The sequence below is a fragment of the Mesorhizobium neociceri genome (assembly GCF_013520985.1).
GTDB classification, from domain to species: Bacteria; Pseudomonadota; Alphaproteobacteria; order Rhizobiales; family Rhizobiaceae; genus Mesorhizobium; species Mesorhizobium neociceri.
The window spans coordinates 14,931-40,079 of the sequence record NZ_JACDTY010000025.1 but is presented as its reverse complement, the minus strand read 5'-3'; the positions used below and the strand labels follow the sequence as shown (position 1 = coordinate 40,079).

Below are 25,149 nucleotides of genomic sequence, written 5' to 3'. Positions count from 1 at the left end.
TAGGGGAATGCGCGCGGAATTAGCCGGAAAGGCTTGGCCTTGGCAAGGGCTGCATTGGCGATCGGTCTAGCGCGAGAGGAAAGCCGCCACCGGCACGGTGCGCAACACCGTGCGCGTCACGCCGCCGAACAAAAGCTGGCGCAGCCAGGAATGGCTGTAGGCGCCGAGCACCAGAAGGTCGGCGCCGGTCTCGGCAATCCTGGTCTGGATGACGTCGTCGACGGCGATGCCGCCCGACTTCTGCACCGAGACGCTGACGGTGGCGCCGTGCCTCGACAGCGCCGCCGCGATCTCGGCGCCGGCAGCCTCCGGGTTCTCGTCCAGCGTGTCGGGCGGATCGATGACCAGAATGTCGGTCTTCTCGGCCTCGATGATGAAGGGCAGGGCGTCGAAGGCCGCCCGCGCTGCCTCCTTGCTGCCGTTCCAGGCGAGCAGCACGTGTTTGAAGGTGGTGACGAGCGGGCCGTCATGCGGCACCACCAGCACCGGCCGGCCGGCATCGTAGACCAGCGTGTCGACATCGGCGCTCGGATCGCCGCCGGTCTCGCGCTGAGCGGCAATGATCAGGTCGGCGGCGCGCACATTGGAAATGCCGGTCAGCGCGCTGTCGCCGGAAAAGCTCTCAAAACTGCGCCATTCGAAGGAAAGGCCGGATTTTTCGATCTGCTTGAGGAAAAGCGCCTCCAGTTTTTCGGCGCGCTCGCGGTTCATGTCTGCGGAAACCTGCAGGAACTCGGTGTCGGGAAAACCGGTGGCGGAGGTGTAGGGAACGGGCAGCGCTTCGGCATGGATGCCGATCAGGTGGCTCTCGAACCGGTCGGCGAGCGGAATGGCGCAGTCGAGGACGCGTTCGGCATCCTGTTCGTTCTGCAATATGGCGACGATGGTCTTGAAGCGCATGGGAATCCCTCAAATCTGCCGGCGTCTGGTGCGCCTGAGGGAAAACGTCGAAGTGCAGCGCTTGGTTCCGGCTCGGCGATGGGCCGCGAGTCCCCGATCAATTGGCGGCGGTAAAGCCGGCCACCATGGCCTCGACGTCCTTGCGCGCGGAATCCAGCGCCTCCTGGCTGCGGGCGCGGACGACCAGCTCCGTCCAGAATTTGCCATCGCCATATTTCGGGTAGGAGCCGATGATTGTGTCGGGATGCGCCTTCTGGATGTCGCCCAAAGGGCCGCCGATCAGGCCTTCGCCGAACGGGCAGTGGACGGTTGCCGACAGCATTTTTGTGCCTGCCTTCAGCGTCGGCACGACATTGTCGAGCATAGCCTGGAAGATCGAAGGCACGCCGGCCATGACATGGACATTGCCGATGCGAAAGCCAGGCGCCACGGAGACCGGGTTGTCGATATGGTCGGCGCCGCGCGGCATGCGCGACATGCGCTTGCGCGCCTCGGTGTATTCGATGCCGCGCGCGGCATAGCTCTCGCCCAGCATGGCATAGGCCTTGGCGTCGTATTCGCAGGGCACGCCAAAGGCCTTGGAGATCGAATCCGCGGTGATGTCGTCATGCGTCGGGCCGATGCCGCCGGTGGTGAAGACATAGGTGTAGCGGGCGCGCACGGCATTCACCGCCGCGACAATCTCGTCCTCTTCGTCGGGAACGATGCGCACTTCCTTCAGGTCGATGCCGATGGCCGTCATGATGTCGGCGAGGTGGCCGATATTTTTGTCCTTGGTACGGCCGGACAGAATCTCGTCGCCGATGACAAGCATGGCGGCAGTGACGATTTCAGGCATGGAAAGCTCCGGCGGAAAGGCGCCTCAGGGCAGACAGGGTCGCCCTGGGCAGACAAGGTTGCCTGAGATAGCGCGACATGGAACGGGCGGCAATGCCGACAGAAGCCGCCACCCGCCTTGCCGTGCGTTCGGCAGTGGGTGATGGTGCGCGCCCAGGCCGCTCCGGGTGAAAAATGCTGGTATCGATTCTGCTGTGGCTCTTAATCGGCCTGTTCGTGCTGGCTCTCGTCATCGTCATCAGCCTGGTGGCGGCGACCCTCTTGATCGCCGCCAAGGCCGAAAGGCTGGTGCCGACCAGCGGACAGTTCGTCGCGATCGACGGCAACCGCATCCACTATGTGGATGAGGGTGAGGGCAGGCCGATCGTATTCGTGCATGGGCTTGGCGCCCAGCTCCATCATTTTAGGCACACTTTGTTCGGACGCTTCGGCCCGGGCTACCGGCTGATTGCACTCGACCGGCCGGGATCGGGCTATTCGGTGCGGGCGAAAGGCACCACCGGCCGCTTGCCTGAGCAGGCCGAGATCATCAGGCGTTTCATCGAAACGCTCGGACTGGAAAGGCCGCTTGTGGTCGGGCACTCATTGGGCGGCGCCGTCGCGCTGACCTTGGCCATGGAACATCCCGACGCGATTTCCGGCATCGCCTTGCTGGCGCCGCTGACACATCTGGAAGTTGGCGTGCGCGAGAAAGCGGGCCTGCTCTATATCCGTTCGCGCCTGTGGCGTTGGGTAATGGCCTATACCGTCGCCATACCGACAAGCCTCAGATATGCGCGGCCGACAATGGAGTTCATCTTCGCGCCGCAGCCTGTTCCAGCCGACTATATGATCCACGGAGGCGGATGGCTCGGGCTGAGGCCAGCCCATTTCCATGCGACCTCCACCGATTTCATGGCGGTCGAAGAGGATCTTGGCCGCATCGAGTGGCGTTATGGTGGGATCACGATGCCGGCCGGCATTTTCTTCGGAGCCGATGACCGCGTCATCGCCGTGCGCACCCACGGAGAGCCGATGAAGGACCGGATCGAAGGGGTCGATTTCGAGGCCGTCGACGGCCTTGGCCATATGCCGCAATTCATCGAGCCGGACCGCGTCATCGCCTTCATCAAGCGTATCGCCGAGCGGGCATTCGCAGGCCGGAACATCAGCTCGGACTGAATCGGTCGAATCGGCTGACCACGAATTCACGCAGCAGTCACATAAAGGTGTCGAAGCTCACGCGGCTTCACGTTTTCTTGTCGGAACTTCGAGCCCGCGGAGGGATTCTTCCGCTGTCGCACGATAAGCGACGAGAAAATGGAATGGAGTGCTTTCTATGCTTACCAAGATCCTCGCAGTCTCGGTCTTCACGGTTGGCGTCGCCACCTCGGCGATGGCGCAGTCGTCCTATACCGCCCACACCCACCATCGCCCTGTTGCCAACGAGCAGACGATGAGCGTCGATCCAAACACCACCGGCAGCATCGATTCCTCAGGCCTGAACAGCCTGAGCAATACCGGCCCGGTTGGGCCTTGTGCTTCGAATACGGCGGGACCCGACGCCAATGCCGGGCTGAACGTCAACGATCACTATTGCGGCAAGTAATCAGGCCGTAGACTCGACTGACCGGCAGGATGCCTGAAACAGGGCATCCACGGCCGGCAGCGAGACAACTCACGCAAAAGATTAGTCGGAAACTTCGGTCTGTGGCCGATCGCGGCCATCGGCCAGTTCGTCGTGCCACTTGCCTTCGGAATCCTCATACTGGATGCCGTCAGTGGTTCCGGCGACCTGCTGCTCGGCCGAGGCGATCTCGGCGGCGCGCAGCGCGTCCTGGTGGGTGGGGAATGTCTCCGAGAATGTCGAACCGACCTTGTAGGCCCAGCCCCCGTCATGCTCGACGATCTTGTAAGTCAGCTTCGCCATGAAATCCTCCGGTTCGTCCGTTCGTTCAATGCAGCCCGTTCAATGCAATTTGGCGTCGGGCAGCCGGTCTTCGGGAACCAGCACTTCCGATTCCTTGGCCGCTTCGATCAATGCCCGGCGCGCATCGGCCGTCGAACGATAACCTTCCAGCACTTTGAGGCAAGTGTCGAGAGCATCACGGTGGCGCGGGCCGCGATTGAGCGGCCAGACCGTCATCAGACACTCCGCCGCTTCCTGGGTGCTGCGGATTTGGCGATATTTGCCGACATGGCCGAGTTCGACCACGACGGGCGTTTCAAAAGGTTTGTTATCCATGATGGCCGCAACGCAAAGCAGCCAATTTGGTTGCAAAAGTGGCGGTCAGCCTGCGCCCAAACGTCACGTCGCGTTGGCGACGCGCCTTTAGGTCTTTGCCTGATGCATGCCGTTAGCCCAAAAACGGGTTCCACTTTTGGGCGACATGCATTGGCGTCTCAGTAACCGCAATCGTTGCGCAGCCGTCGGTGCAGCCTGCTCAGCCCCTCATCCAGTGCTGCATCGTCGTTACCGAACGTGCAAGCTGCGGTGCCGGATGGATTTTCTCGCCAAAGGTGGCGGCGGCGCGCCAGCCCCAGCGTGGGTCGGCAAGGAAAGCGCGAGCCAGCGCCACCATATCGGCGCGGCCGTCGGCGACGATCGCTTCGGCCTGGGCAGGATCGTCGATCAGGCCGACAGCCCGCGTCGGGATGCCGGCGCCCTTGCGCACCGCTTCCGCCAGATGCACCTGGTAGCCGGGGCCGATCGGCAGCTTTTGCAACGGCGAATTGCCGCCGCTCGAGCAGCAGAGATAGGCAATGCCCAGCGCTTTCAGCGCCTTGGCCACTTCGATCGCATCCTCGACCTCGAAGCCGCCATCGACCCATTCTTTTACGGACAGGCGTGTGCCAAGCATCAGGTTTGGAACCGCCTTCCTTACCGATTTGGCGATTTCGAGCAGAAAACGCATGCGGTTTTCCAGCGAGCCGCCCCAGCGGTCGGTGCGCTGGTTGGAGAGCGGCGACAGGAATTGGAAGATCAGGTAGCCATGGGCGGCGTGCAGTTCGAGGAAGTCGAAACCGGCGCGCTCGGCTCGCCTTGCGGCTTGAGTGAAGCGCTCGACCAACTGCAGGATTTCATCCTCCTCCAGCGCATGCGGCACGTTCCAGCCGCTGTCATAGGCGATGGCCGAGGCCGAGACCGTCTGCCAGGGATCCTCGCCCGGCTGCAGCGGACCACCGCCTTCCCAGGGTTTTCTGTTGGACGCCTTGCGCCCGGCATGGGCAAGCTGGATGCCGAATTTCGTCTCCGGGGCGGCGACGCGCCTGGCGGCATCCAGCGTGCGCCGGGCGGCGGCCTCGTTGTCGTCGGAATAGAGGCCGTGGCAACCATGGGTGATGCGGCCGCGCCGCTCGACATCGGTCATTTCGACGGTGACCATGCCGGCGCCCGACATTGCCAGGTTCATCCAGTGATAGAGATGCCAGTCGGTGGCCGAGCCGTCGTCGGCGGAATACTGGCACATGGGTGCTACCGCGACGCGGTTCGGGAAGGTCAGGCCATCGAGGGTGATCGGCTGGAAAAGCGCTGCGGTCATCGAAAAACTCCGGGAGGGGCTGCAGTTATGTAGGCGACGGCAACTGACGGCACCAGACACGAGGCGGTGAAAGCCGGTGCTGGACCAATCATCGTTTCGGTTGCGCGGACACCGGTTCGCGGCTACGCCATGGCGCCGACAGCACGGAGTTGACCATGGAAGATCGTATCCGCATCCGCTCGGAGGAAGTCCTTTCCGACGACTGGGCGGTCCTGAAGAAGACCGTGCTGGACTATCGCCGGCGCGACGGGCAGTGGGAGACGCAGATCCGGCAGACCTACGATCGCGGCGACGGTGCGGTGATCCTGCCTTTCGATCCCGAGCGCCAGACGGTGCTTCTGGTGCGGCAGTTTCGCTATCCCGCCTATGTCACCGGCCACCGCGAACCGCTGATCGAGGCCTGCGCCGGTCTGCTCGACGAAAACGATCCCGAAACCGCCATCCGCAAGGAGGCCGAGGAAGAGCTCGGCTATCACTTAGAGAACATCGAGCGGCTGTTTGCGCCCTATATGAGCCCGGGCAGCGTGACCGAACGGCTGTGGTTCTTCGTGGCGCGCTACTCACCCGCCGACCGCATCTCGGCCGGAGGCGGCGCGCCGGAAGAGGGCGAGGACATCGAAGTTCTGGAAATGCCGCTCGATGAGGCGCTGGCCGGAATTGCTGACGGCCGCATCATCGACGCCAAGACGATCATCCTGATCCAGCATTTGAAACTGTATCCGATGAAGGCCTAATTCAAGAAGAGCGTCGAGCACGTGCTTCACTGCTGCGGGCAGGGCGGCACGTCCACTTCGCGGATGAAGTTGCGCAGTTCCTCCATGTCCCCGGACAGAGGCCGATCGTCGGAATAGTGCGCGATATTTTCCCGGACCATGCGATAGATGGTGTCGGTACCAGGCGCACGTGCACCGCGCTCTGCCAGAAAATCATGGGCCTGCGCGGCCGCCATGAGCTCGATTGCCAAAATGTATTCGGCATTGTCGATAACCGCGAGCAGCTTGTTGGCTGCGACGGTCGGATGAGCCAGAAAGTCCTCTTGCAGGCCGGATGTGACGCCGCCGTCGGTCGCGGCCGGCGCGGCCAGGCGCCGATTGACGTTGCTGAGCGACGTGGCGGTGTATTGGGCAATCATGAAGCCGGAATTGCTGCCGTCCTCATCGGCAAGGAAGGCCGGCAAATTGTTGACAAGAGGATTGACGAGACGGTCGATCCGACGCTCGCTCATTCCGGCCACCTGCGCCAAAGCGATGGTCAGTCCGTCGGCGGCCTGCCCGAGCGCCGGCGCCACCGCATGCGCCTCTGAAACAACCTGGGGATCGTTCAACGACCCGAATACCGCGGGATTGTCTGTGACGGCAGCCAGTTCGCGGTCGACCAACTCAGCCGACCGGTCCAACACCTCGCGAGCGGCGCCGTGAACATGCGGCACGGCGCGAAGACTGAGTGCGTCTTGCGTGCGGCTGCCGTGGGCAAGCGCGATAAGCTCGCTGCCGTGAAGCCAGCCTCGCAGCGCTTTGCCCACATCCTGAATGCCGGGTGAGGGCCGCATCGCCAGGATTTGTTCGCCGAAGGCCGGCATTTGTGCGCCCGCGGCTTCCAGCGTCAAAGCGGCCGCCGCGTCAGCCCATCCCAACAAGCGCTCCGCGCGTTGCACGGCGATGCTTGTCAGGCCGGTCGCGCACGCCGTGCCATTGACGAGACTCAGGCCTTCCTTCGCGCCAAGCTCCAGTGGCTCCAGACCCATTTCAGCAAGCGCTTCCAGTCCGCTCATCGAGCGGCCTGCCACGGTTGCACTGCCTTCACCGATCAAGATCAGTGCTACATGCGCGTTGTGCGTCAAATACCCGGCCGATCCCCTGGACGGCACGTCGGGAACGCAGTCGCGCTCGATGAAGGTGAGCAGATTGCGGACGATCTGAGGGCTTACGCCGGAATGGCCATGCGCGAAATTTGCCACTTGAGCGGCAATGATGGCGCGCACGCCGCGTCTCGGCACAAGGTCACCGACGCCGCAGGCGTGACTGCGAATGATGTTGCGCGACAATTTCTTTTGCAGCGCAGGCGCCACCACCTTGCTTGCCAATGCGCCGACCCCGGTATTTACGCCATAGGCGCGGATGCCTTTTTCGACGATGGCCGCTACGATCTGGTTCGCAAAGGCGATCCTCTCCCACGCTGCCGGACTGAGCGCCAGGGATTCGCCTTCGCTCACTTGCGCGATGTCGCGCCAGCTGGCGTTGCCATCTATCGTTATTGTCATTGGTCGTTCCGAAAATAGCGCTGCGGATGCGCAAGCGCTGTTGGCTCGCTCGAAAGGCTGGGTGAGACCTTGCTCTTGGCTCCGTACCGCACAACCGCGATGCATAATGGCGATGGAATCGGCGATTGATGCGACTGTAGCGACGTCGTGGGTAATAAATTCTGATCCGGCACCTGCAGCTCTTTCGAAGGATGCGTCATCGCGGACTTGACCCGAGAATCCTGGTCGCCTAGTCGTCCGGAAGTTGTAAGGACACCGGAATGGCGCCTGGCGCAAAGGCATGGCTGAAGCGAAACAGCGCGCGAGCATCGCTCCTGTTGCTGAACGCCGCGCTGCTTGTCCGCTACCGCCGGTTGACCCAGCGTTTCCTTAAGCGGATGCGGCATTTGCCGAATTTCGCAGCCCCTGTGACCTTCACGGAGAAGATCCATTGGCGCAAGATTTTCGATGACGATCCTCGCTTCGCCGGTCTTCTCGACAAGATCGAGTCCAAGGAAATCGTCCGGAAACGGCTTCCCTGGCTCGCCGTCCCAAAGGTGCTGTGGCAGGGCGACGATCCGAGCCAGATCCCCTTCGATGACTTGAACGTTCCCTACGCCGTCAAATGCAACCACGGTTGCGCCATGAACGTCATCGTTCGCTATCCGGCAAGCGCCGACCGGGAGGCTATCATTGCCGGGATGGCGGCACACCTTGCCCAGACCTATGGCACCCGCAAGCTTGAGCGCAGCTATGCGCACATCAGGCGGCGGGTTTTCGTCGAAGCGCTGGTCGGCAAGGACCAGGATTATGACCCGGTCGACTACAAACTCTGTGTGCTGGCCGGCCGCGTCGAGTACATTGTCGTCGTCGCTTTCCGTTCCACAGCCAAGAATACGGGCCACCTGGATCGCGACTGGCGTCCGCTCAACATCGTCCAGGGTGCGATCGACTCGAGCCTGGAAATTCCCCCTCCCAAGAGCCTCGCCCGGATGATCGAGGCAGCTGAGGCGCTTGGCAGCGAGTTCGACATGGTGCGTGTCGATTTCTACGAGGAGGAGGGAGAACCGATCTTCGGAGAATTCACGGTATATCCGCGCAGCGGGCTGCTGCAGTTCGACCCGGCGAGCTTCGATGGCGAACTGGGCGCGCATTGGGATATTGGCGCCTCGGGGTACCTCAGCCGTTTGCCCAGCCGATTTGCCCGACGATACAAGGCAATGCTCGTGGCCGCCGGTTATCTCGACATTTGAGACGTCTGCTCCGGCGGCCTGCCGCCTAAGCTCGAAGAGCGAAGGGTGGTGCGGACGACGGGCGTCGAACCCGTACGATCAGAGATCGAGGGATTTTAAGTCTCTTTCCAGGCGAGAAAGAGATAGTGGCTCGGCAGTTCAATAGATGGGGCCACGTCTCGCGATCTCGGGGTTGGGTAGTGTCTCAGTTTGAAATTTCGGCAGCCGACTTTTTTGTAGGGACCGCGCTTGCCCGGCTTCGGCGCAACAGTGCCTTGGCGGCAGGGTCTTTGCCATCGTCAATCACCTCGTCGGCTTCCTCGCCCGTCGCAATGCGCATGACGCGGACGGCATTGCCGATCACGTCGGCAGGGCGTTTCTTGCCTTTAGGTCCGGTGGGGCATGGTTAGCTTTTCGCGCCGGCTGGTGCGATTGCGCCAGGAACAATATCCGTGTTCTGAGCCACCTTGATGTGCCATCCCGATTGCCCTTCTTGGGCAATCAGAAGCAATATGCCATTCCTAACTCCGGCCGGGGACCCGTCCGGAGCAGATGCTCCCGTTAGGGTCCACCTGTAGTGAACGGAAGCAAGCCCCGGAGCCAATTCCACAACCGACGAGACATCGCCTTCTAGTCGGCTATCCCGAAACATGGTCTGATGGGTAGCTCGGTGCGCCGCTTCGATCTCGGATCGGTTCTTCCACCAAACACCTACGACGTTGACGAAGTTGGCATCGGAAGCGAACAGAGATGCGAACTCATCCATATCATGCCGGTTCCAAGCGTTCGTAAAAGCGGTAGCGACGTATTCTGGCTTGCTAGTCATACTGATGACCCTACGTCTCCTGCGAATGCTTTCCGCTAAACTGATGCACTGCCCGGTGTCGGGTCAATTTGTCCTGCCGGGATCGATCTTCGTAAGGCGCAGCCTGGCCTCGACCACGCGCCTTTGCGCGGACCGAATTCGGCAACACAAGGCAAGATTCATGGCGACGCCGCAGTCTTCATCGAGCAAGTTTTCAGCGCGTTCGAGATCCAACTTTGCCCGGCCGACGCGCTGTCGTGCTCTGGCCAGTTCCAGGTTCCTCAGGTCCATCGTTCCGCTTCCTTTGGGTTGCGGTCCCTTCGGAACACCAACCCCTGCCGAACGCTTTGGTTCCTGTGACGTATTGGCCGATCACCGCTAAGGGTATCAACAACCTCTCCCACACTATCGGGAGTGGGGCGCGATCAGAGTGCGAACTCTTTCAGGGTTGTTGGGTCGATTGTCGCCAGACGCCCTCTCGGCTTCACGATACGCCGCCTCGCAGATCGTATCCTGCTGGATAAAGCGAGGTTCTCAGCCACCATTTTCTCGCTCAGTACAAGCGCTAGCTCGGTCTGTTTGATGCGCTGCTGAGCATCGGCGAGTCGCATCGTGAAAAGATCGGCTGCCATTCTGGGTCCGGGGTCCGAGGGATTCATGAGTGCCTAACACATGGCGGGCGAAATCGTTCCCTATTGTCGGGCGAAACCGGTGCCGCATCAAGGGGGCTGAGGTTGAACTCCCCACCCGACGAGATATCCGAAGATCGACGTCGTGGGCGCCGACCTAAAAGCACGCCAGAAGAGCGCGACGAACGCAGGCGGCGTTTGGGCTGCGAGCGCCACGGCATCGAGAAGGTGAGCCCACCGCCTCACGGTCGCGGCTGTTTAGAATGGTCAGGCTCGCTACAGCCTTGACAGGTACAGTCACGGCCTCACCAAGCGGAGGTATCAATGGTCTCGGCGATTGGAAATCAACATCGGCAGGCAACGGAAACTCAACCGAAACCCGCAAAGACAGAACCGGGCGAAGGATTTGCGCCAGGCAAAAGCGCAGACAGCGTAGGACATCGCGCCAAGGCCATGGTGGCAGAAAGTGGCGACACAGATCCTGGTGCACAGGGGCGCGCCGCATCGACAATCGCCAGAATGGATATTACCGTTTTGACTCCACCGAGCGAAGAGCCGCCTTTGGAGTAGCTCGGGCGGCCGTGCCGGCTGCCTCACGGTGGCGGGCTCAGTCTTTGTGCAGCACGATGTAGCGACTGCTCACCGCATTTGCCCCCATGCCCCGCGTGACGACGACCGTCCTATACCCGGCAGGAAGGGACGCTGTAGCGGATGGGTCGACAGAACTGCATCGCCCCAGGATTTCCCCGTTGGGGGCGCCAGCCAGCCTGTTGGCCAACGCAGCCTGGCATTCGTCAAGGGATACGAAGATCATGGCCGGTGACGTATCGAGCGGTTTGCAGACAGCCTCGCCTGGGCTGCACGACAGCAGAACCATCATTGCTGCGGTTGCCGGATCCATTTGCGAGTTTCTCCCCGTAGTGGACGAAATCTCAACGCGGGAATGGGCGCCTTTGTTTCGCAACTGCTAAAATATCAGAGCGTGTGTGGGAACAAGAGAGTGGCGATATCGGTTCTTTGAGCATGCGAGGCAAAATCAAAGTTCCGCCGCCGAAACCCAGTCCTGGGAAGGCGCCTGTCGATCCAGACAAGGACGCATCGCCAGAGCCTCAACATATCGACCCGCCACCGCGAGATGTGCGCGAGGCGCCGGCACCAAATCCAAACGGCGATAAAAAGTCCTGACAGCCGACCTGCCAACCGCACCCCACTGCCCTACGGCTACCCAGAAGCCCTGTCTCGAGGGTAATCACTAGATCACCAAGGAGCGTTCCGCTCAGGATCCGGCGAGCGCAATTCGCAGTCGATGTGGTGACTAACCGAAGGCAGGTCCAAGGATCAATTGCGGCCCAGATGCGTTGAAATCTCGAAGGGCGCATCCGCGTCCAGATGGCTGACATATCCTAGAATGGAGAAACGCTATGCCGGACAGAAAAACCATTGAGAAGGCGCGAAGGGACAAGCGCGAAGGCAAGTCGCCGAGCACGCAGGCCGGCGAGTTCATACACGAGGAGATCGACAAGGTCCGACGCGGCGAGCACGGCGCACGCTCGACCAAGCAAGCGATCGCCATCGGTCTTTCCGAGGCGCGTCGGGCCGGGGTCGACCTGCCGCCCCCCAAGAAAGGAAAGGTCAAGGAGAGCACCCGTAAGAGCGCCGAATATGCCTACGAGGTCGGCCAAGGCCAGCGCACACCCAAGCATCGCCCGAAGGTATCGAGGGCGGTTTCCGAGGTCCTTAAGCGCGAACCGAAAAATACGGCATCGCATGAGGCACTCTCACGGCAGACCAAGGCAGCGGCATCACACCGGACAACCGAGGAACGCTCGGCCGCAGCGGAGAAGGCCGCCGAGACGAAGGGCGCATCCGGCCGCTCCGCGGCTGCACGCAAGGCCGCACAGACCAAAGGAGCTCGCGGAAGAAAGCAGGCGGCGGAGAAGGCCGCCAAGACACGGGCGCATCACGCCTAGCTTGCTCGAGTGCTCGCCACGACGATTCGAGCTAGAAAGGACGTCTGGCGGAGTGCCGAAGCGGTCGCCAATAGAAAGGCGGGCGGTGCTATTGTCTCAAGGCGCGCGGTCGGTGAGCGCGGCGGCGCCTTCTTGCACGGCGCAATGGGCGCAGCAATAGATGACGTCGTCCTGCTCGAAGCCATGGCCAACGACGCGGACATTGCAGTGCGGACAGGTCGGAGCGAGCTTCTGGATCGCACATTCGAAACTGTCGAAGGTGTAAGTCTGCTCCCCCAGATAGATTTGGAAGGACTTGTCGTAGTCGTTGCCGCATTGATCACACTTGGCCATGGCTGGATTCTCCTTTCGAATTCGACCAACCCCTCAGGAAGACATATGTTCCCCGCCAGAAATGGCTCCTCATCGGCTTCCGTCGATCATGCGAACCACTGCGTCGAGTTCGCGCGGTTCGATGCTCAAGTCCTTGAGTCCCGGAAAATTGCCGGATGCGATGTTGTCATCCTGCATCAACTCGACCTGATTGCGTGTAAGCGGCGCGGCCGGAAGCCACTCTGCAGCCGTCGCGAGCAACGTCCAGATCGGATAGGGCACTGGCATCAATGTGGGCCGTATTTGAAGAAGGCCCGCTATCTCCCGAACCAGGTCCTTGTAGGCGTAAACATGCGGACCCGCGAATTCGAAGACATGGGCGTCCGTGTCAGATTGGCCCGAAGCAAGCCGAGCGACGGCTTCCGCGACGTCTCCGGCATAGACGGGTTGAAGCCGCACGTCGCCGTTGCCGAACAGCGGATAAACCGGAAGGAGGCGCAACAGCCGGATGATGGCCGTGAGGAACGTATCGTCGGGGCCGGTCATGACCGCCGGCCGAACGACAGTCGCTTGCGGAAAGGCAACCTTTACGGCTTCCTCGCCGCGGCCCCGGGCTCTGATGTAAGCGGAAGAGGACCGGGCATCAGACCCTATTCCAGAAATCTGTATGAATTTCTCGACACCCGCCTCCCGTGAAGCGGCAGCCAGGTCCGCCGCGGCCTCCACATGCACGCGCTCGAAACTCTGCCCCGCGCGCTCGACATAGAGGCTGACGGCGTTCACCACCACGCGAGAGCCCGAAACGGCAGCGGCGATTGAGGGTCGATCGAGGATGTTTGCCTCAATCCTTTTCAGTTGGGGCGACGCGCGGGGCTGATCTCTGCCTGGATGGCGTGAAACCGCGCGAACGCCCATCTTCTTGTCCAGTAGCCGGCTGACGATTCGTTGTCCGAGGAAGCCTGTTCCGCCGAACACCGTCACGATGTTTTCAGTTGGAGAGCCGTTCCGTTCAGGATCGCTTGCCATCGCGCTTTCCAGGCACTTGCAACGCGGCTGAAAAATTTCCGGGCAGTCAATCCCGGATTGAATGGAACGTTACCGCCCAGGATTTCGTTCCCTCGGTCTGCACCGATATGGCGGCGGGCTCGCAAGTGACGGAGAGATTGCCATGAAAGTGGGTAACTGCATGACCAGGGATGTTCAGGTCGCCAATCCTGAGCAGTCAATTCGCGACGTAGCGCAGATGATGGGCAAACTAGACGCTGGAGTGATGCCCGTAGGCGATAACGACCGGTTGGTCGGTATGATCACCGATCGCGATATCGCCATCCGCGGCGTGGCGTTGGGCAAAGGGCCTGACGCCAAGGTGCGTGACGTCATGAGCGCGGAGGTCAAATATTGCTTTGACGATGAAGAAATCGAGAATGTTTTGGAGAACATGGGCGACTTGCAGGTTCGACGGCTGCCCGTTCTCAACCGCGACAAGAGGCTCGTCGGCATCATCTCCCTTGGCGACCTCGCGACAAATGGCGAAGCGACAGAAGCAGCTGTGGCTTTGAGCGGCATCTCGAAGCCGGGTGGCGAGCATTCGCAGACTGCCTGAAGAAGCCGCGGCACCCAGGTCCAAGCTTGTTTCGCGGAGCGCCGGCAGACGCCGGCGCCGGTCGCGATGCCTACACGCCGACGCGTTCTGGCCATAGGGCCTGAATGTCTCGGCCACGCTGATATCGTTGCGCCGATCAAAATGTGCTCGGCTGTTGGATAGCGGTCCGTTTTGGGGGCAAACGCTTTAGAGCCGCATGACCTTGTCCAGGCCCAGGCGCATCCGCTGGCCTTCCGCATAGACAAGCGCGAAGGCTTCAAGCTCGAATGAGATGCTAGTTGCCTGATCGCCCTCGACCACGTGGACAAACCATTCGCCGCAGGCTTCGACCACTTCAACCGCCTTCCGGCGGGTATCGCTTTCCTGGATTATATCCATCGCAAAATTGTCCTCGCCCGTAGATGACAATTCCGAATTTATATGGCCGCCGAAATCGCGCCTTCAATTAAAAAAGATGGTACGGATTCATACCAAGCCATTGCCGGAAAACTGACCGGCCCTAGCTAGCCGACGCGGCTTCCCGAACTCGCCGCATGGCCGACGCGATGCAGGGCTCCACTCTCCTCATGCAACGCGCCGGCTATTTGCTGGCCATGCTCGTCTGGATGCGCGGCCTTTTTCTTGCCAGGGCAAGACTTGGTAAAGCTCTGGCCAGCGCGCCGTAAATTGCGCTGTGGTTGCGCTCCTTGCTCCGGCCGCTTCGATACAAATTTGAGCGACAATCCCTGGGCCTGAGATGTCAGCGCGAGGAATCCGGCCGCCTTCGGATGCGACGCTTGGAACCTCCGACGTACTCGACGGATTATCTATCGAGGCGAATTGCCATGGAAGACAAACCGGCGGCCAAATATTCAGGAGGAACTCTCGTCACGGTGCTGGTGATTTGCCTGCTCATTATAGGCCTGTTTTTTGTTGGCTTCAGATACTCGGAGCGCGATCAAGGGGCGCTGATCATACCTGGCGCCGTGCAGCAAGGAGGCGGTGAACGACCTTAACGCGTGTCTCGGGCTCGCTGGCGGCCGCATCATCGATGCCAAGACGATCATATTGATCCAGCATTTGAAATTAAGTCCCGGTCTGGTCGGCTGATCGACACCGGCTGCCGCCACGGCGGACTTGCAATCCTGTGTGGCTCTATTACCAGTGGCGGCGACGCGGACGTGGCGGAATTGGTAGACGCAAGGGACTTAAAATCCCTCAGCTACGGCTATCCGGGTTCGATTCCCGGCGTCCGCACCAAGTTGCAATTTGCTGTGACTGCCAAAGTTGGTCGGGAAAATTGCTTTGCAACTCCCTTGCCGGTCTATTACCTAGCGAAAGACTCGGTCAGGGTAACAGACTCAATGACAGCCACGCGGGAGCTTCTATATGAGCGCGCCCCCCTTACAGAAGTTATTGCGGAGCTTCATTGGGCATTGACGCCCCTACAGATTGTTCCGGGCACGGCAATCGATCCCTTTTATCCCGCTCTGGAAGACAGATTTACCGCCGCACTAGCAAACAGTGGTTTTTCGCACATCGAGACGCGCGTTCCGGATGACGTGCCGCGCGAGATGCTACCGCACACCGTCATCAGACTCTTCCGCACCTCCCCGCAAAAATGGCCAGTTTACCAAATAGGACCTGGAGTGTTTACCGCCAATGTAGTGCCTCCTTATGGAGGTTGGTCTAAATTTAAGCCGGTCATTCGGAGTGGAATAGATCATCTACTTACCTCCTATCCCGACGTTTCCCATTTAAGGGCGGAGCGTATCATCCTTCGGTATGTGAATGCTTTCGGGCCTGAGTATGGGCTTACCAGTCATAGCGATTTCATAAATGATGTTCTTGGTTTCACAGTGAGCTGGCCGGAAGGTATAATCGATGTCGCGGGCGGTTCGAGCGACTTCGCCCTGACCGGAGACCTGAGAGTTCCGATCGCACATTTGCCAGGTGCGTTTGGGCTCTTAAGTTGGAAGGAGGGCGCAAAGCCTAATGGCGATAAAGTTGTCGTTCTAAACCTATCAGTAAACGCCCCCCTGGCGACCAACGTTGACTTGGAGCTATGGTTACACACGTTTGATTCCGCTCACCAAGTCATTTCTAAATGGTTTGAGGCAATAATAGCCAGAAAAATCCGACCTCTCCTGGGCGAGGAATTGAAAGCATGAATGCTGCCACTCCGCAAATTAGGCTATACGGCTATCGGGACAACGCGGTCCTCAGTGGCTCCGCACATGCAAATACAATTTTGCCAGACGAGCTGAAGCAACCGCTAGATGCTTGGGACATGATGGGGTCCCCATTTGACCACAGCTTGACAGCTTTGTCTTACAACCAACTCCAAATAACTTTGTTAGATTTCCCTCTCGCCATACCTGCCATCTATTATGCAGCTAGGTTGAAATCTCATTTGCCAGCTAGAATCGTTGCCTTCCCTCGTGGGATGCTTGAGGCAAAATGGTTCAGCGATACGGCAGCCTCGCTATCGTCGCTCGAAATTACACCGAATGCCAAAAGGCTCGGATTGGCCGCCTTGCGTGCGGCATCCAGATGTCGGTCAGATCCCCCAGAGATCTTCTTGATGGAGGACGGGGCGTTGATCCTTGAGTACAATGATCTTTCTAAGATTGTGAGCGTTAAGATAGTCGACCAGGAAGCCTTCTTGTCGGTCGCGTCTTCTGAAATGGAAGTAAGTACAATTATTTTTGAGGCGAATTCTAGCGCCGAGTTACTTGAGTATCGGTTTTTGTTTGAATTGGGATCTTGACTTTACTTGACGGAGTATCCCGTGGGATGGAGTCCATCTCCTGTTTCAATTGATCCGACCGAAATTGTAGGAAGAAGGCTGCTGGCCAAAACCTACAAAGGGTGGCCTAGTCAGAACCCAACAAGGGAGAATTTGAAACTTTCACCCGAAGCGTTCCAGGATACACGACTCGGCGAAGATTTGTCTGTGGACCGGCTAGGGCTGCAGAACCCGGTGAAGACGGTGGTGCGACGGCTCAGCGCATTGGCTAGTGAGGAGGCCTACCGAGCCTCTAAGGAATTTCATGGGTGGATTGCCATGGCGGTTCAGGATCTCAAAGGTGTCAAAGTCTTTCCGACCCCACTTACGATTGAAAAAGATGGAGTCGACAATCCTTTCCACGCTGACATCGATCGATCTTTGGCTCGCGAACAAGGACAAGCCTTTCACCTAAGTGTCAGCCTGCGTGTTCAATTTCAGGACAAGGGCAGATACGTCGCACCGCAGGTGGCATAATCTCACAACGTAGTCGCTGGCCGTGTCTGGTTCGGTCTGCAGTTGCGCTGGAGCACTGAGCGCTCAGAACTTGTAGCTGAGGTTGATGCCGACCGTGTTCTGCTTCACGTCCTGATCGCGGGCGACGAATTCGGCGGACCCGTCATGGTGTTCGGAGCCGAAATCGTAGTAGCGATATTGGGCGCCGACAACGAACTTGTCGGTCAGCGCGTAGTCGACGCCGGCGCCGACCGTCCAGCCGACATGCGCGCGTGTGCTGGCGAAGTCCGGGGCTTGCGAGGTCTCGATGCCGGCGAAAGCGACGCCGCCAATGCCATAGACCAGCAGCCGGTCCATGGCGTAGCCAGCCTTGGCGTTGACCGACCCGAACCATTTGATGTCAGTGCCGAAAATGTTTCCCGGGGGGCCTAGTACCGTCGTGCCGTCGATACGGGAATAGTTGAGCTCGGCCTCGGCGCCGATCACCGCCTGGTCGAACTGCCACAGGCCGGCGACGTGGCCGCCGACGAAACCGCCATCGAGGTCGGGCGAGGTGGAAAACGGCTCGCCTTCTGTTCCCGTGATGTCAGACTGGCCCCAGCCGTAGCCGGCCTGCAGGCCGGCATAGTAGCCGGTCCAGTCGAAGCCCGGTTCGGTCATCGGTACCGCCATCGGGTCGGCGGCGAATGCCGGGGCGGCCAGAGCGGTCAAAAATCCGGCACTTGCGAGCGTCAGACGACGCATCGAGCTCTCCGAAATGGCGGTTCAGAAGACTCCTTGCGGCAAGGTAACTCTATTCGCCGCAAAACGAAACCCATTGTTCAGCAATCGAAATGTGCCTGTTGCTGCGCGCTATGCTCTATTTGGCGTCGATGAAGTCCAGCGCCGCCTGGCTATATTCATCCGGCGCCTGAAGCATGGCGAAATGACTGGCATTGGGCAGGATGATGAGCTTCGCGCCCGGAATGACGGAGGCCATGTATTCGGTGTGTTCGCGCTTGATAGCCTCATCATGATCGCCGGCGACGATCGCCGTCGGCGTGGTGATCTTGCCGAGCTGTTCCTTGGTCCAGGCCGGCTCCGATTCCCACATGTGGCTGATCTGCGAAACGAAGGCATCGTACTGGTCCGGCGTCTTCGACATCTTCTTGTAGTCGCGACCCGAGCGGTCGATGTAGGCGGCAAAGGTCTTGTTGGTCATCACGCCGGGATCGACGCCATCGGTGGTGACATTGGCGGCTTGCGCAAAGAGCCTGGTCAGCCGCTCCGGATGATGCAGCGCGATGTCGATGCCGATAATGCCGCCGTCGCTCCAGCCGACAAGAGCGGTCTTGTCAATCTTGAGATAGTCGAGAAGTGCCAGATAGTCCGACGCCATGAGGTCGTAGCCGTAGGGTTGCTCGGTGCGGGTGGAGCGACCATGGCCGCGGCTATCGGCGACGATCACCTTGTGGGTCTTGGACATCGTCGCCACCTGGCTTGCCCAGATGTCGGCGTGGCCAAGGCCGCCATGGATCAAGAGGATCGGATCACCAGCGCCGAAAACGGCGTAGTACATCTGGATGCCGTTGACCGGCGCATAGCCGCTCTGATCCGGTTTGGGCATGGCCGCCGGTTCGGGTAGCGTCAGCCAGCGCTCCTCGGCGGATGCAAAGCCGGCCGAGATCAGGAACAGGGTGACGAGGGCGAGTGCTTGCAGGATCCGGGTCATGACTTCACCTCAGGAGGTTTCGGCCTCGGGCCGTTTCGGTCTCGGGGGTCGATTTAACGGTCTTCCCGAGCGCGGAGTCAACGAACGGGGTTTCGACCTGGTGACATGAATTGAAATTTCATGCCGCCATTGCGGCAACGCGTCCGTGACGGCAATCGCAACAAAAAACCCGCCTCGCGGCGGGTTGTCGGCGCAAATCAGCACCGTGCCCAACACTGTAGCATAACTGCCGGCACAAATCACGTTGAATGATCGCACCGTTGACGCTTGCCATCGCCAGGGTGAGCACAGGTGCGGCGCATTCGCCAATGCGTCTCATCGAGCGGATTTCGTCCGCAATCGCTGGTCAAAACCTTGCCGGCTTGGCACAGTCGGGCAAACAGGAGTCTTTCATGGCCAAGCAGCCATCGGCGACGAAACCCAAACCCTGGATCGAGATGGCGACGCATCTGGTCGATGTCGCGACCGGACGAAAAGCTGCCGATCTCGTCATTCGCAACGGGCGCTGGGTGAACGTGCATTCGGGCGAGATCATCGCCGGCACCGACATTGCCATTGTCGGCGGGCGCTTTGCCTATTGCGGGCCAAATGCCAGCCACGCCATCGGCCAGGGCACCAAGGTGGTCGATGCCGGCGGCCGCTATCTCGTGCCCGGCCTTTGCGATGCGCATATGCATGTCGAGAGCGGCATGGTGACGGTGACGGAGTTCTGCCGCGCCGTCATCCCGCACGGCACCACTTCGATGTTCATCGACCCGCATGAGATCGCCAATGTGCTGGGGCTACTCGGTGTGCGGCTGATGCATGACGAGGCCGTCGCGATGCCGATCAATGTGCATGTGCAGATGCCGTCCTGCGTGCCGTCCGCACCCGGGCTGGAGCATGCCGGCGCCGAACTGACGGTTGCCGATGTCACTGAAGCGATGACCTGGGAAAACATCATCGGGCTTGGCGAAGTGATGAATTTCCCCGGTGTCGTCGCCAACGACCCGGTGATGTCGGGCGAGATCGCCGCAACGGTGAAGGCCGGCAAGACAGTCGGCGGCCACTATGCCTCGCGCGATCTCGGCCTGCCGTTCCACGGCTATGTCGCCGGCGGACCGGAGGATGACCATGAAGGCACGCGCGCCGAGGACGCCATCGCCCGTGTGCGCCAGGGCATGAAGGCGATGCTGCGGCTGGGCTCGGCCTGGTACGATGTCGCCTCGCAGATCAAGGCGGTGACCGAGAGCGGGCTTGATCCGCGCAACTTCATCCTGTGCACCGACGACAGCCATTCCGGCACGCTGGTGCATGAAGGCCATATGGACCGGGTGGTGCGCCACGCCATCCAACAGGGGCTGAAGCCGGTGACGGCGATCCAGATGGCGACGCTCAACACCGCCCAGCACTTCAAGCTGGAGCGCGAGATCGGCTCGATCGCGCCGGGACGGCTGGCCGACCTGCTGATCGTCTCCGATCTGGCCGCCATGACCATCGACGAGGTCTATGGCCGCGGCGTGAGGCTGGCCAAGGGCGGTAAGCTCGAAATCGACATTCCAGCCTATGACTATCCGAAGACGGCGAAAAACACGGTCAAACTTGGCAAGAAGCTCAAGGCAGGCGATTTCGACATCGCGGCGCCCAAGGGCGCCAATGAGGTGCGGGTGCGCGTCATCGGCGTCATCGAGAACCAGGCGCCGACGCGGGCGTTGGAGGCCGATTTGCCGGTCGAAGACGGGCTGGTCGCCATGGACCGCCGCAACGACGTCTGCCAGATCGCGCTGGTCGAGCGCCATAGGGGGACGGGCGGCGTTACCAACGCCTTCGTCTCCGGCTTCGGCTATATGGGCGACTGCGCCATGGCGTCGAGCGTAGCGCACGATGCCCACCACATCATCTGTGTCGGCACCAACAAGGAAGACATGGCGCTGGCCGTCAACCGGCTGGGTGAGGTCGGCGGCGGCGTGGTGCTGTTTTCAAAGGGCAAGGAACTGGCGCTGGTCGAAATGCCGATTGCCGGACTGATGTCGGACGAGCGCGCCGAGATCGTCGCGGCCAAGGCGGAGAAGCTGACCGAGGCGATGCGCAAGATGGGTTGTTCCCTGAACAACGCCTACATGCAGCACTCGCTCTTGGCGCTGGTGGTCATTCCTGAGCTCAGGATTTCCGATGTCGGGCTGATCGACGTGACGACGTTCCAGAAGGTCGATCTTTTTATCTGAGAGGTCCGGCTGTCATCCGCCAGTGGCGATGGTCAGCACCTTGAACGGCGTGGTGATGACGACTTCGGCCATCGAGCCGACCGCCTTGCCGATCCCTTGGCCGATATCGTCAAACTCACCCGGATCGTTCGATCGCAGGGCGGCTGGTGTGCGCAGTCGGTCACCGAGCAATTGCACCAGGATCGGATTGTCTGCGAACTTGGCATGGTTCAAACGGTCACCGCCCTTGGTTTTGGTCAGATCCGCCACGACCACGCCATAGCTGGCAAGGTCGGCCGCATTGCCATAGTCGCCGACGCGCGGCTTGTCGCCGGAGATCAGGGCCGACAGCTTCAGCGCACGGTCGTCTCCCGAAAGCAGGATGGCGAACGGCTTGTCGGGTTTGCCGTAGCGGATCATCTGTTTCTTGAAGACGTCGACATCGATGTCCGGCGAAGCGAGGACGACATAGCCGAGCTTGCCGCCGAGATCGCGGTCGCCGGTGATGGCGAGTTGGCGCAGCGCCTCCATCGTCACCCAGGTTCCCATCGAATGCGCGATGATGTCGATGCTCTTGACCTTTGTCTTGGCGAGCATCCTGAGCGTCGCCTCGAAATCGTCGCGCGCGGCGTTGGCGCTTTCCTTGTCATAGATGTAGCCGGTGGTCTTGCCGCTCGATGCCCAGGAAAACAGCACCGGCGTGCCCGGATATTTGGTGTCGTGGGCGATCTGCGTCAGCCGGTAGACGCCATCGTCGAAACCGTTGTTGAAGCCGTGCACGAAGACCAGTGCGCGGTCGCCATTTACGGCGATGTTGGCGCCGACAGCCTTGGCGAATTGCGAGGCGTCGCCATAGTGGACGACGTCGGTGGCGGTGAATTGCTTGGCCGGGTTGGAATTGGCCGAGCCCTTGGCGCGCTCTATGGCGCCGACCTGGTGAACCTTCGGCACGGTGACGTCGACGCGGGCGTAGTTGGTGGTCAGCGAGCGATCGCCGTCGAACACCTGGCGCGGGTCCTTGGTCGCCGGCTGGCGGGTGGTGGCGACGAAGATCTCGTGGGTGGCCGCAATGTCGGAGGCAGGCACCGACACCGTCGTCTTGTTCAAGAGATCATGCGTGTTCTGGCCGGCGCAGCCGGCGACAGCGAGCGCGAACGCAAGGACGAGGACAGTCTTCCAACGCACGTTCACGCGGGCTCCCGCTGGCGCATGGCGCCGATTTCAATGTCGATAGAGGCAGAGACCGGCCCGGTCCAGTTGAAAGTGATCCGGGCGCCCCGCATTCGCGAACTCTCGGCGCGACAGTCGCCGCAAGGCAACAGCCTTATTGACCGAGCTGGGTGATGCGATCGGTCACTGATTGGTCGCTGGCAAAGCCGTCATCCTCGCGCAGCCGCTGGCCAATCATCTTCACCAATTCGGGGTTATCGGCGAATTTGGTATGGTTGAAGCTGTCGGATCCCTTGACCTTGGAGAGATCCACCACGGTGACGCCATAGGCGGCGAGGTCGGCGGCGTCCTTGTAGTCGCCGACGCGTGGCCGTGAGCCTGCGATCAGGCCGGAGAGCCGCAGGGCGCGATCATCGTCGGACAAAAGCAGGATGAACGGCTTGTCGGGCTTGCCGTAGCGGCGCATCTGGCTCTTGAACACGTCGACATCGATGTCGGGTGAGGCGAGCACGACGTCGCCGAGCTTGCCACCGAGATCGCGGTCGCCGGTGATGGCCATCTGGCGCAGCGTTTCCATGGTGACCCAGGTTCCCAGCGAATGGGCGACGATGTCGATGCGCCGCGCGCCGGACTGCTGCAGCATTCTGAGTGTCACTTCCAGCTGGTCGCGGGCGGCGCTGGCACTTTCCTTGTCATAGACGTAGTCGGTGGTCTTGGCGCCCGATGCCCAGGAAAACAGCACCGGAGTGCCCGGGTAGCCGGAATCGTGGACGATCTGGGTCAGGCGGTAGACGGCGTCGTCGAAGCCGGTGTTGTAGCCATGCACGAAGACCATGACGCGGCCACCGCGAGCGGCGATGTCGGCGTTCAGCGCGCTCGAGAATTTCGGCTGCGCATCGTAGCCGACGACTTCGGAGGCCATGAAGTATTTCGCCGGGTCGTTTGACTTGCCGCGCGAGCGGCGCTCGATCTGGCCGGTCTGGTGGATGCCCGGAACGGTCACGTTGACGCGGGCATAGTTCAGCGTCGCCGAGCGCTCGCCGTCGAAAACCTTGTTGGGATCGTCGGATTTCTTGCGTGTCGTGGCGATGAAGATCGAGTGATTGCCCGAGATTTCGGTCACCGGCGTGGACATGACGGCGCTGCCGAGCAGTTCCTCGGTTTTGCGGCCGCCGCAGCCGGCGATCAACAGGGCAAGTGCAAAAAAGCAAATCGTCTTCAAACGCACGTCAAAATTTCCAATCGGGGCCAACAACCCGTCTACCCTCCGCGACACCTCCCGGACAGTGAGAGTGCGGCAGAAGTAAGTCGTGTCCAGCCGAAATGCGTTCAGCGCCGGGTCACGGCCATGGCACTGTTGCGCGAAAGCCAAAATGGCGGCAGGAACGCCGGAATGTTGGAGAAGGGCAGTACTTCGGGCTTCAGCCTGATGCCGAGCACGTCCACCATGAAGGCGCGGCGCGCCTCGATGCGGCGCCAGGCCTCGGGATAGCGGACCGCGATCTCCTCGCGCAAGGCCTCATCGGCGAGCGCGATGCCGTCCTCGATGTTGGTGGCGAAATAGGCGGTTCCGGTCGCCGGAATGATGTCGACCTGCAGCGCCATGCCCGACCGCAGCTTGATATCCGAGCCCGAATACACCGGCGAATGCATCCATTCGTCGATATGGACGAGATGGCCGGGATTGAGTGTAACGCCGAAGAATGGATCACCGATGCGGTCGTGCACGGCTTTCCACAAGGCGCCGCCGGTGACACCAATGCCGATGGTCTCGTACCAGTCGACGACGGCGGCGAAATAGGGCGCGACCAGTTTCTCGACGTAGTCGTTTATCTCGCGCGGCAGTTCCGCCGCACTCTCGACCAGGAAGCCGGCGCGGGCGTTGAGCGAGCCCTGGATGCCATACGCCATGGTGATCGGATCGCCGCGCTTGATGATGTCCAGGCGCGGGCTTGGCAGGCCGTAGAACGCACGCTTGCCGGCGGACAGCATCGGGTGGCAGCACAGAGGCAGGCCGTTCATCCCCATCAGCCGCGCCGCCTGCAATTCGGTCATGCCGGGCTCGATACGCCGAAGCACATTGCGCAGGCCTTGCGAGGAAAAGGTCGCGGCGAATTCGAAACAGGCCAGCTGATCGGCCTCGTTGATGGCGCGCAGGCCGTCCGTGGGGTTCATCAGAAGGTTGGCGGCATTGACCACCGCGCCCTTGTCGCCGGCCAGTGCGCGCAGCGTATCGGCGATGAAGGACGGCAAGTCGAGTGTTGCTTCGCCAAACCCGCCATCGCCGGGGCCGAACGGCTTCCAGCCGATGGCGCCGATCCTCTGGCCGGTCTTCAGGCCGCTGGCGGCAAGCGTGTCGGACAGCGAGGCGGAGCGGTCGCGCGGCTGCGCCGGCAGCGAGAAGGTCTGGTAGAGGACTCGCTCATAGGGTCCATCGCAGACCTCGGCATAGCCCCAGCCCTCATTGCCGACGAGAAGTTTTGGTGTTTGGCCAGGGACGATGACCAGCAGCGTCTCCTCGAAACGCGGATCATAGCCACTGAGATAGGCGACATTGGCCGTATGCTCGCGATCGCCATAGACGGCGAAGGCATCGAGCCCGGCGCTTGCGCCGCAGGCCAGCAGCGCCTCGATACGCGCTTCGTAGGTCCGGCGCTGAAGCAGCGGCATCACTGTCGGCTCGCCGAATTCGGGAAGGTCTACGGTCTTCAAGGCGACAGCCGAAACAGGCATGGAAAGGCGCTCCGGTGACTATGATGGCGCATCGATGAAGGATCGAGCGATCGCATCGGTGGCTGCAAATGGCGAATTATG

31 protein-coding genes and 1 tRNA gene are annotated in these 25,149 nt (G+C 60.9%); 14 read left to right on the top strand and 18 right to left on the bottom strand.

Annotated features, from left to right (window positions below):
• Positions 1 to 66: 66 nt before the first annotated feature.
• Together H0241_RS30910 and H0241_RS30905 are read right to left on the bottom strand one after the other, a co-directional pair.
• The gene (locus H0241_RS30910) at positions 67 to 900 is read right to left on the bottom strand and encodes a universal stress protein (RefSeq protein ID WP_181061550.1); all 834 of its coding nucleotides are present in this window, start codon (positions 898 to 900) and stop codon (positions 67 to 69) included.
• 97 nt (positions 901 to 997) lie between these two features.
• Positions 998 to 1,738 (bottom strand): competence/damage-inducible protein A, encoded by a 741-nt coding sequence (locus tag H0241_RS30905; protein WP_181061549.1) that lies wholly within the window; start codon positions 1,736 to 1,738, stop codon positions 998 to 1,000.
• A 173-nt stretch (positions 1,739 to 1,911) separates the two neighbouring features.
• Here H0241_RS30905 and H0241_RS30900 point away from each other — a divergent pair, with 173 nt between their 5' ends.
• Both H0241_RS30900 and H0241_RS30895 read left to right on the top strand, forming a co-directional pair.
• Positions 1,912 to 2,898 carry an alpha/beta fold hydrolase gene (locus H0241_RS30900; protein WP_181061548.1) on the top strand — a complete coding sequence of 329 codons (987 nt, stop codon included), beginning with the start codon at positions 1,912 to 1,914 and terminating at the stop codon, positions 2,896 to 2,898.
• Positions 2,899 to 3,055: 157 nt separating this feature from the next.
• Positions 3,056 to 3,325 (top strand): hypothetical protein, encoded by a 270-nt coding sequence (locus tag H0241_RS30895; RefSeq protein WP_181061547.1) that lies wholly within the window; start codon positions 3,056 to 3,058, stop codon positions 3,323 to 3,325.
• 81 nt (positions 3,326 to 3,406) lie between these two features.
• Here the strand turns inward: H0241_RS30895 and H0241_RS30890 are convergent, their stop codons facing one another.
• The 3 genes from H0241_RS30890 to H0241_RS30880 form a co-directional block, all read right to left on the bottom strand.
• Positions 3,407 to 3,646, bottom strand: coding sequence for a DUF2188 domain-containing protein (locus H0241_RS30890; RefSeq protein WP_181061546.1), 240 nt, complete (start codon positions 3,644 to 3,646; stop codon positions 3,407 to 3,409).
• A gap of 39 nt (positions 3,647 to 3,685) precedes the next feature.
• Positions 3,686 to 3,964, bottom strand: a complete 279-nt coding sequence (locus H0241_RS30885; RefSeq protein ID WP_032891817.1) for a DUF982 domain-containing protein — start codon at positions 3,962 to 3,964, stop codon at positions 3,686 to 3,688.
• Positions 3,965 to 4,160: 196 nt separating this feature from the next.
• A complete protein-coding gene (locus H0241_RS30880; RefSeq protein ID WP_181061545.1) occupies positions 4,161 to 5,258 on the bottom strand; it encodes an NADH:flavin oxidoreductase/NADH oxidase in 1,098 nt (365 codons plus the stop codon).
• A 155-nt stretch (positions 5,259 to 5,413) separates the two neighbouring features.
• Between H0241_RS30880 and H0241_RS30875 the strand changes: the two genes are divergently transcribed.
• Positions 5,414 to 5,992: an NUDIX domain-containing protein gene (locus tag H0241_RS30875; protein ID WP_181061544.1), complete on the top strand. Its 579-nt coding sequence runs from the start codon at positions 5,414 to 5,416 to the stop codon at positions 5,990 to 5,992.
• 26 nt (positions 5,993 to 6,018) lie between these two features.
• On the opposite strand, the gene H0241_RS30870 is transcribed toward H0241_RS30875, so the two are convergent.
• Entirely contained in the window at positions 6,019 to 7,518 is a 1,500-nt protein-coding gene (locus tag H0241_RS30870; RefSeq protein ID WP_181061587.1) for an HAL/PAL/TAL family ammonia-lyase, read from the bottom strand.
• A gap of 260 nt (positions 7,519 to 7,778) precedes the next feature.
• Between H0241_RS30870 and H0241_RS30865 the strand changes: the two genes are divergently transcribed.
• A complete protein-coding gene (locus H0241_RS30865; protein ID WP_181061543.1) occupies positions 7,779 to 8,750 on the top strand; it encodes an ATP-grasp fold amidoligase family protein in 972 nt (323 codons plus the stop codon).
• Positions 8,751 to 8,934: 184 nt separating this feature from the next.
• Here the strand turns inward: H0241_RS30865 and H0241_RS30860 are convergent, their stop codons facing one another.
• From H0241_RS30860 to H0241_RS30845, 4 genes are all read right to left on the bottom strand, one after another.
• Positions 8,935 to 9,093 carry a hypothetical protein gene (locus H0241_RS30860; RefSeq protein ID WP_181061542.1) on the bottom strand — a complete coding sequence of 53 codons (159 nt, stop codon included), beginning with the start codon at positions 9,091 to 9,093 and terminating at the stop codon, positions 8,935 to 8,937.
• 42 nt (positions 9,094 to 9,135) lie between these two features.
• Positions 9,136 to 9,555: an SgcJ/EcaC family oxidoreductase gene (locus tag H0241_RS30855; protein ID WP_210285138.1), complete on the bottom strand. Its 420-nt coding sequence runs from the start codon at positions 9,553 to 9,555 to the stop codon at positions 9,136 to 9,138.
• Positions 9,556 to 9,618: 63 nt separating this feature from the next.
• Positions 9,619 to 9,825 (bottom strand): hypothetical protein, encoded by a 207-nt coding sequence (locus H0241_RS30850; RefSeq protein WP_181061541.1) that lies wholly within the window; start codon positions 9,823 to 9,825, stop codon positions 9,619 to 9,621.
• A gap of 134 nt (positions 9,826 to 9,959) precedes the next feature.
• Complete coding sequence (locus tag H0241_RS30845) at positions 9,960 to 10,166, bottom strand: hypothetical protein (RefSeq protein WP_181061540.1); 207 nt, start codon at positions 10,164 to 10,166, stop codon at positions 9,960 to 9,962.
• Between the two features lie 321 nt (positions 10,167 to 10,487).
• On the opposite strand from H0241_RS30845, the gene H0241_RS30840 reads away from it, so the two are divergent.
• Positions 10,488 to 10,733, top strand: coding sequence for a hypothetical protein (locus H0241_RS30840; RefSeq protein ID WP_181061539.1), 246 nt, complete (start codon positions 10,488 to 10,490; stop codon positions 10,731 to 10,733).
• Positions 10,734 to 11,584: 851 nt separating this feature from the next.
• Positions 11,585 to 12,133, top strand: a complete 549-nt coding sequence (locus H0241_RS30835) for a DUF6496 domain-containing protein (protein ID WP_181061538.1) — start codon at positions 11,585 to 11,587, stop codon at positions 12,131 to 12,133.
• Between the two features lie 96 nt (positions 12,134 to 12,229).
• Here H0241_RS30835 and H0241_RS30830 read toward each other — a convergent pair whose 3' ends face one another.
• Positions 12,230 to 12,466, bottom strand: a complete 237-nt coding sequence (locus H0241_RS30830) for a hypothetical protein (protein ID WP_181061537.1) — start codon at positions 12,464 to 12,466, stop codon at positions 12,230 to 12,232.
• A gap of 69 nt (positions 12,467 to 12,535) precedes the next feature.
• Positions 12,536 to 13,471: a complex I NDUFA9 subunit family protein gene (locus H0241_RS30825; RefSeq protein ID WP_181061536.1), complete on the bottom strand. Its 936-nt coding sequence runs from the start codon at positions 13,469 to 13,471 to the stop codon at positions 12,536 to 12,538.
• Positions 13,472 to 13,613: 142 nt separating this feature from the next.
• Between H0241_RS30825 and H0241_RS30820 the strand changes: the two genes are divergently transcribed.
• Positions 13,614 to 14,048, top strand: coding sequence for a CBS domain-containing protein (locus H0241_RS30820; protein WP_181061535.1), 435 nt, complete (start codon positions 13,614 to 13,616; stop codon positions 14,046 to 14,048).
• Positions 14,049 to 14,234: 186 nt separating this feature from the next.
• Here the strand turns inward: H0241_RS30820 and H0241_RS30815 are convergent, their stop codons facing one another.
• Positions 14,235 to 14,426, bottom strand: a complete 192-nt coding sequence (locus H0241_RS30815) for a hypothetical protein (RefSeq protein ID WP_181061534.1) — start codon at positions 14,424 to 14,426, stop codon at positions 14,235 to 14,237.
• A gap of 155 nt (positions 14,427 to 14,581) precedes the next feature.
• Between H0241_RS30815 and H0241_RS36170 the strand changes: the two genes are divergently transcribed.
• The 6 genes from H0241_RS36170 to H0241_RS30790 all read left to right on the top strand — a co-directional run bounded on the left by H0241_RS36170 (position 14,582) and on the right by H0241_RS30790 (position 17,292).
• Positions 14,582 to 14,713 carry a hypothetical protein gene (locus tag H0241_RS36170; RefSeq protein WP_268926454.1) on the top strand — a complete coding sequence of 44 codons (132 nt, stop codon included), beginning with the start codon at positions 14,582 to 14,584 and terminating at the stop codon, positions 14,711 to 14,713.
• Positions 14,714 to 14,872: 159 nt separating this feature from the next.
• The gene (locus tag H0241_RS30810; protein ID WP_181061533.1) at positions 14,873 to 15,043 is read left to right on the top strand and encodes a hypothetical protein; all 171 of its coding nucleotides are present in this window, start codon (positions 14,873 to 14,875) and stop codon (positions 15,041 to 15,043) included.
• A 159-nt stretch (positions 15,044 to 15,202) separates the two neighbouring features.
• Positions 15,203 to 15,287, top strand: a tRNA-Leu gene (locus H0241_RS30805).
• Between the two features lie 14 nt (positions 15,288 to 15,301).
• A complete protein-coding gene (locus H0241_RS30800; RefSeq protein WP_181061532.1) occupies positions 15,302 to 16,198 on the top strand; it encodes a TIGR04255 family protein in 897 nt (298 codons plus the stop codon).
• Entirely contained in the window at positions 16,195 to 16,797 is a 603-nt protein-coding gene (locus tag H0241_RS30795; RefSeq protein ID WP_181061531.1) for a hypothetical protein, read from the top strand. Before H0241_RS30800 ends, H0241_RS30795 begins: the two co-directional genes overlap by 4 nt.
• A gap of 6 nt (positions 16,798 to 16,803) precedes the next feature.
• The gene (locus H0241_RS30790) at positions 16,804 to 17,292 is read left to right on the top strand and encodes a hypothetical protein (protein WP_181061530.1); all 489 of its coding nucleotides are present in this window, start codon (positions 16,804 to 16,806) and stop codon (positions 17,290 to 17,292) included.
• A 63-nt stretch (positions 17,293 to 17,355) separates the two neighbouring features.
• Here H0241_RS30790 and H0241_RS30785 read toward each other — a convergent pair whose 3' ends face one another.
• The gene (locus H0241_RS30785; RefSeq protein ID WP_181061529.1) at positions 17,356 to 18,015 is read right to left on the bottom strand and encodes an outer membrane protein; all 660 of its coding nucleotides are present in this window, start codon (positions 18,013 to 18,015) and stop codon (positions 17,356 to 17,358) included.
• A gap of 115 nt (positions 18,016 to 18,130) precedes the next feature.
• Positions 18,131 to 18,982, bottom strand: a complete 852-nt coding sequence (locus H0241_RS30780) for an alpha/beta fold hydrolase (RefSeq protein WP_181061528.1) — start codon at positions 18,980 to 18,982, stop codon at positions 18,131 to 18,133.
• Between the two features lie 392 nt (positions 18,983 to 19,374).
• Between H0241_RS30780 and ade the strand changes: the two genes are divergently transcribed.
• The gene (ade, locus tag H0241_RS30775; protein ID WP_181061527.1) at positions 19,375 to 21,186 is read left to right on the top strand and encodes an adenine deaminase; all 1,812 of its coding nucleotides are present in this window, start codon (positions 19,375 to 19,377) and stop codon (positions 21,184 to 21,186) included.
• Between the two features lie 12 nt (positions 21,187 to 21,198).
• Here ade and H0241_RS30770 read toward each other — a convergent pair whose 3' ends face one another.
• The 3 genes from H0241_RS30770 to H0241_RS30760 all read right to left on the bottom strand — a co-directional run bounded on the left by H0241_RS30770 (position 21,199) and on the right by H0241_RS30760 (position 25,068).
• Positions 21,199 to 22,356 carry an alpha/beta hydrolase gene (locus H0241_RS30770; RefSeq protein WP_181061526.1) on the bottom strand — a complete coding sequence of 386 codons (1,158 nt, stop codon included), beginning with the start codon at positions 22,354 to 22,356 and terminating at the stop codon, positions 21,199 to 21,201.
• Positions 22,357 to 22,489: 133 nt separating this feature from the next.
• On the bottom strand, positions 22,490 to 23,563 hold the full coding sequence (locus H0241_RS30765) for an alpha/beta hydrolase (RefSeq protein WP_181061525.1): 1,074 nt from the start codon (positions 23,561 to 23,563) through the stop codon (positions 22,490 to 22,492).
• Between the two features lie 101 nt (positions 23,564 to 23,664).
• Positions 23,665 to 25,068, bottom strand: a complete 1,404-nt coding sequence (locus H0241_RS30760) for an aminopeptidase P family N-terminal domain-containing protein (protein ID WP_181061524.1) — start codon at positions 25,066 to 25,068, stop codon at positions 23,665 to 23,667.
• Positions 25,069 to 25,149: the final 81 nt, after the last annotated feature.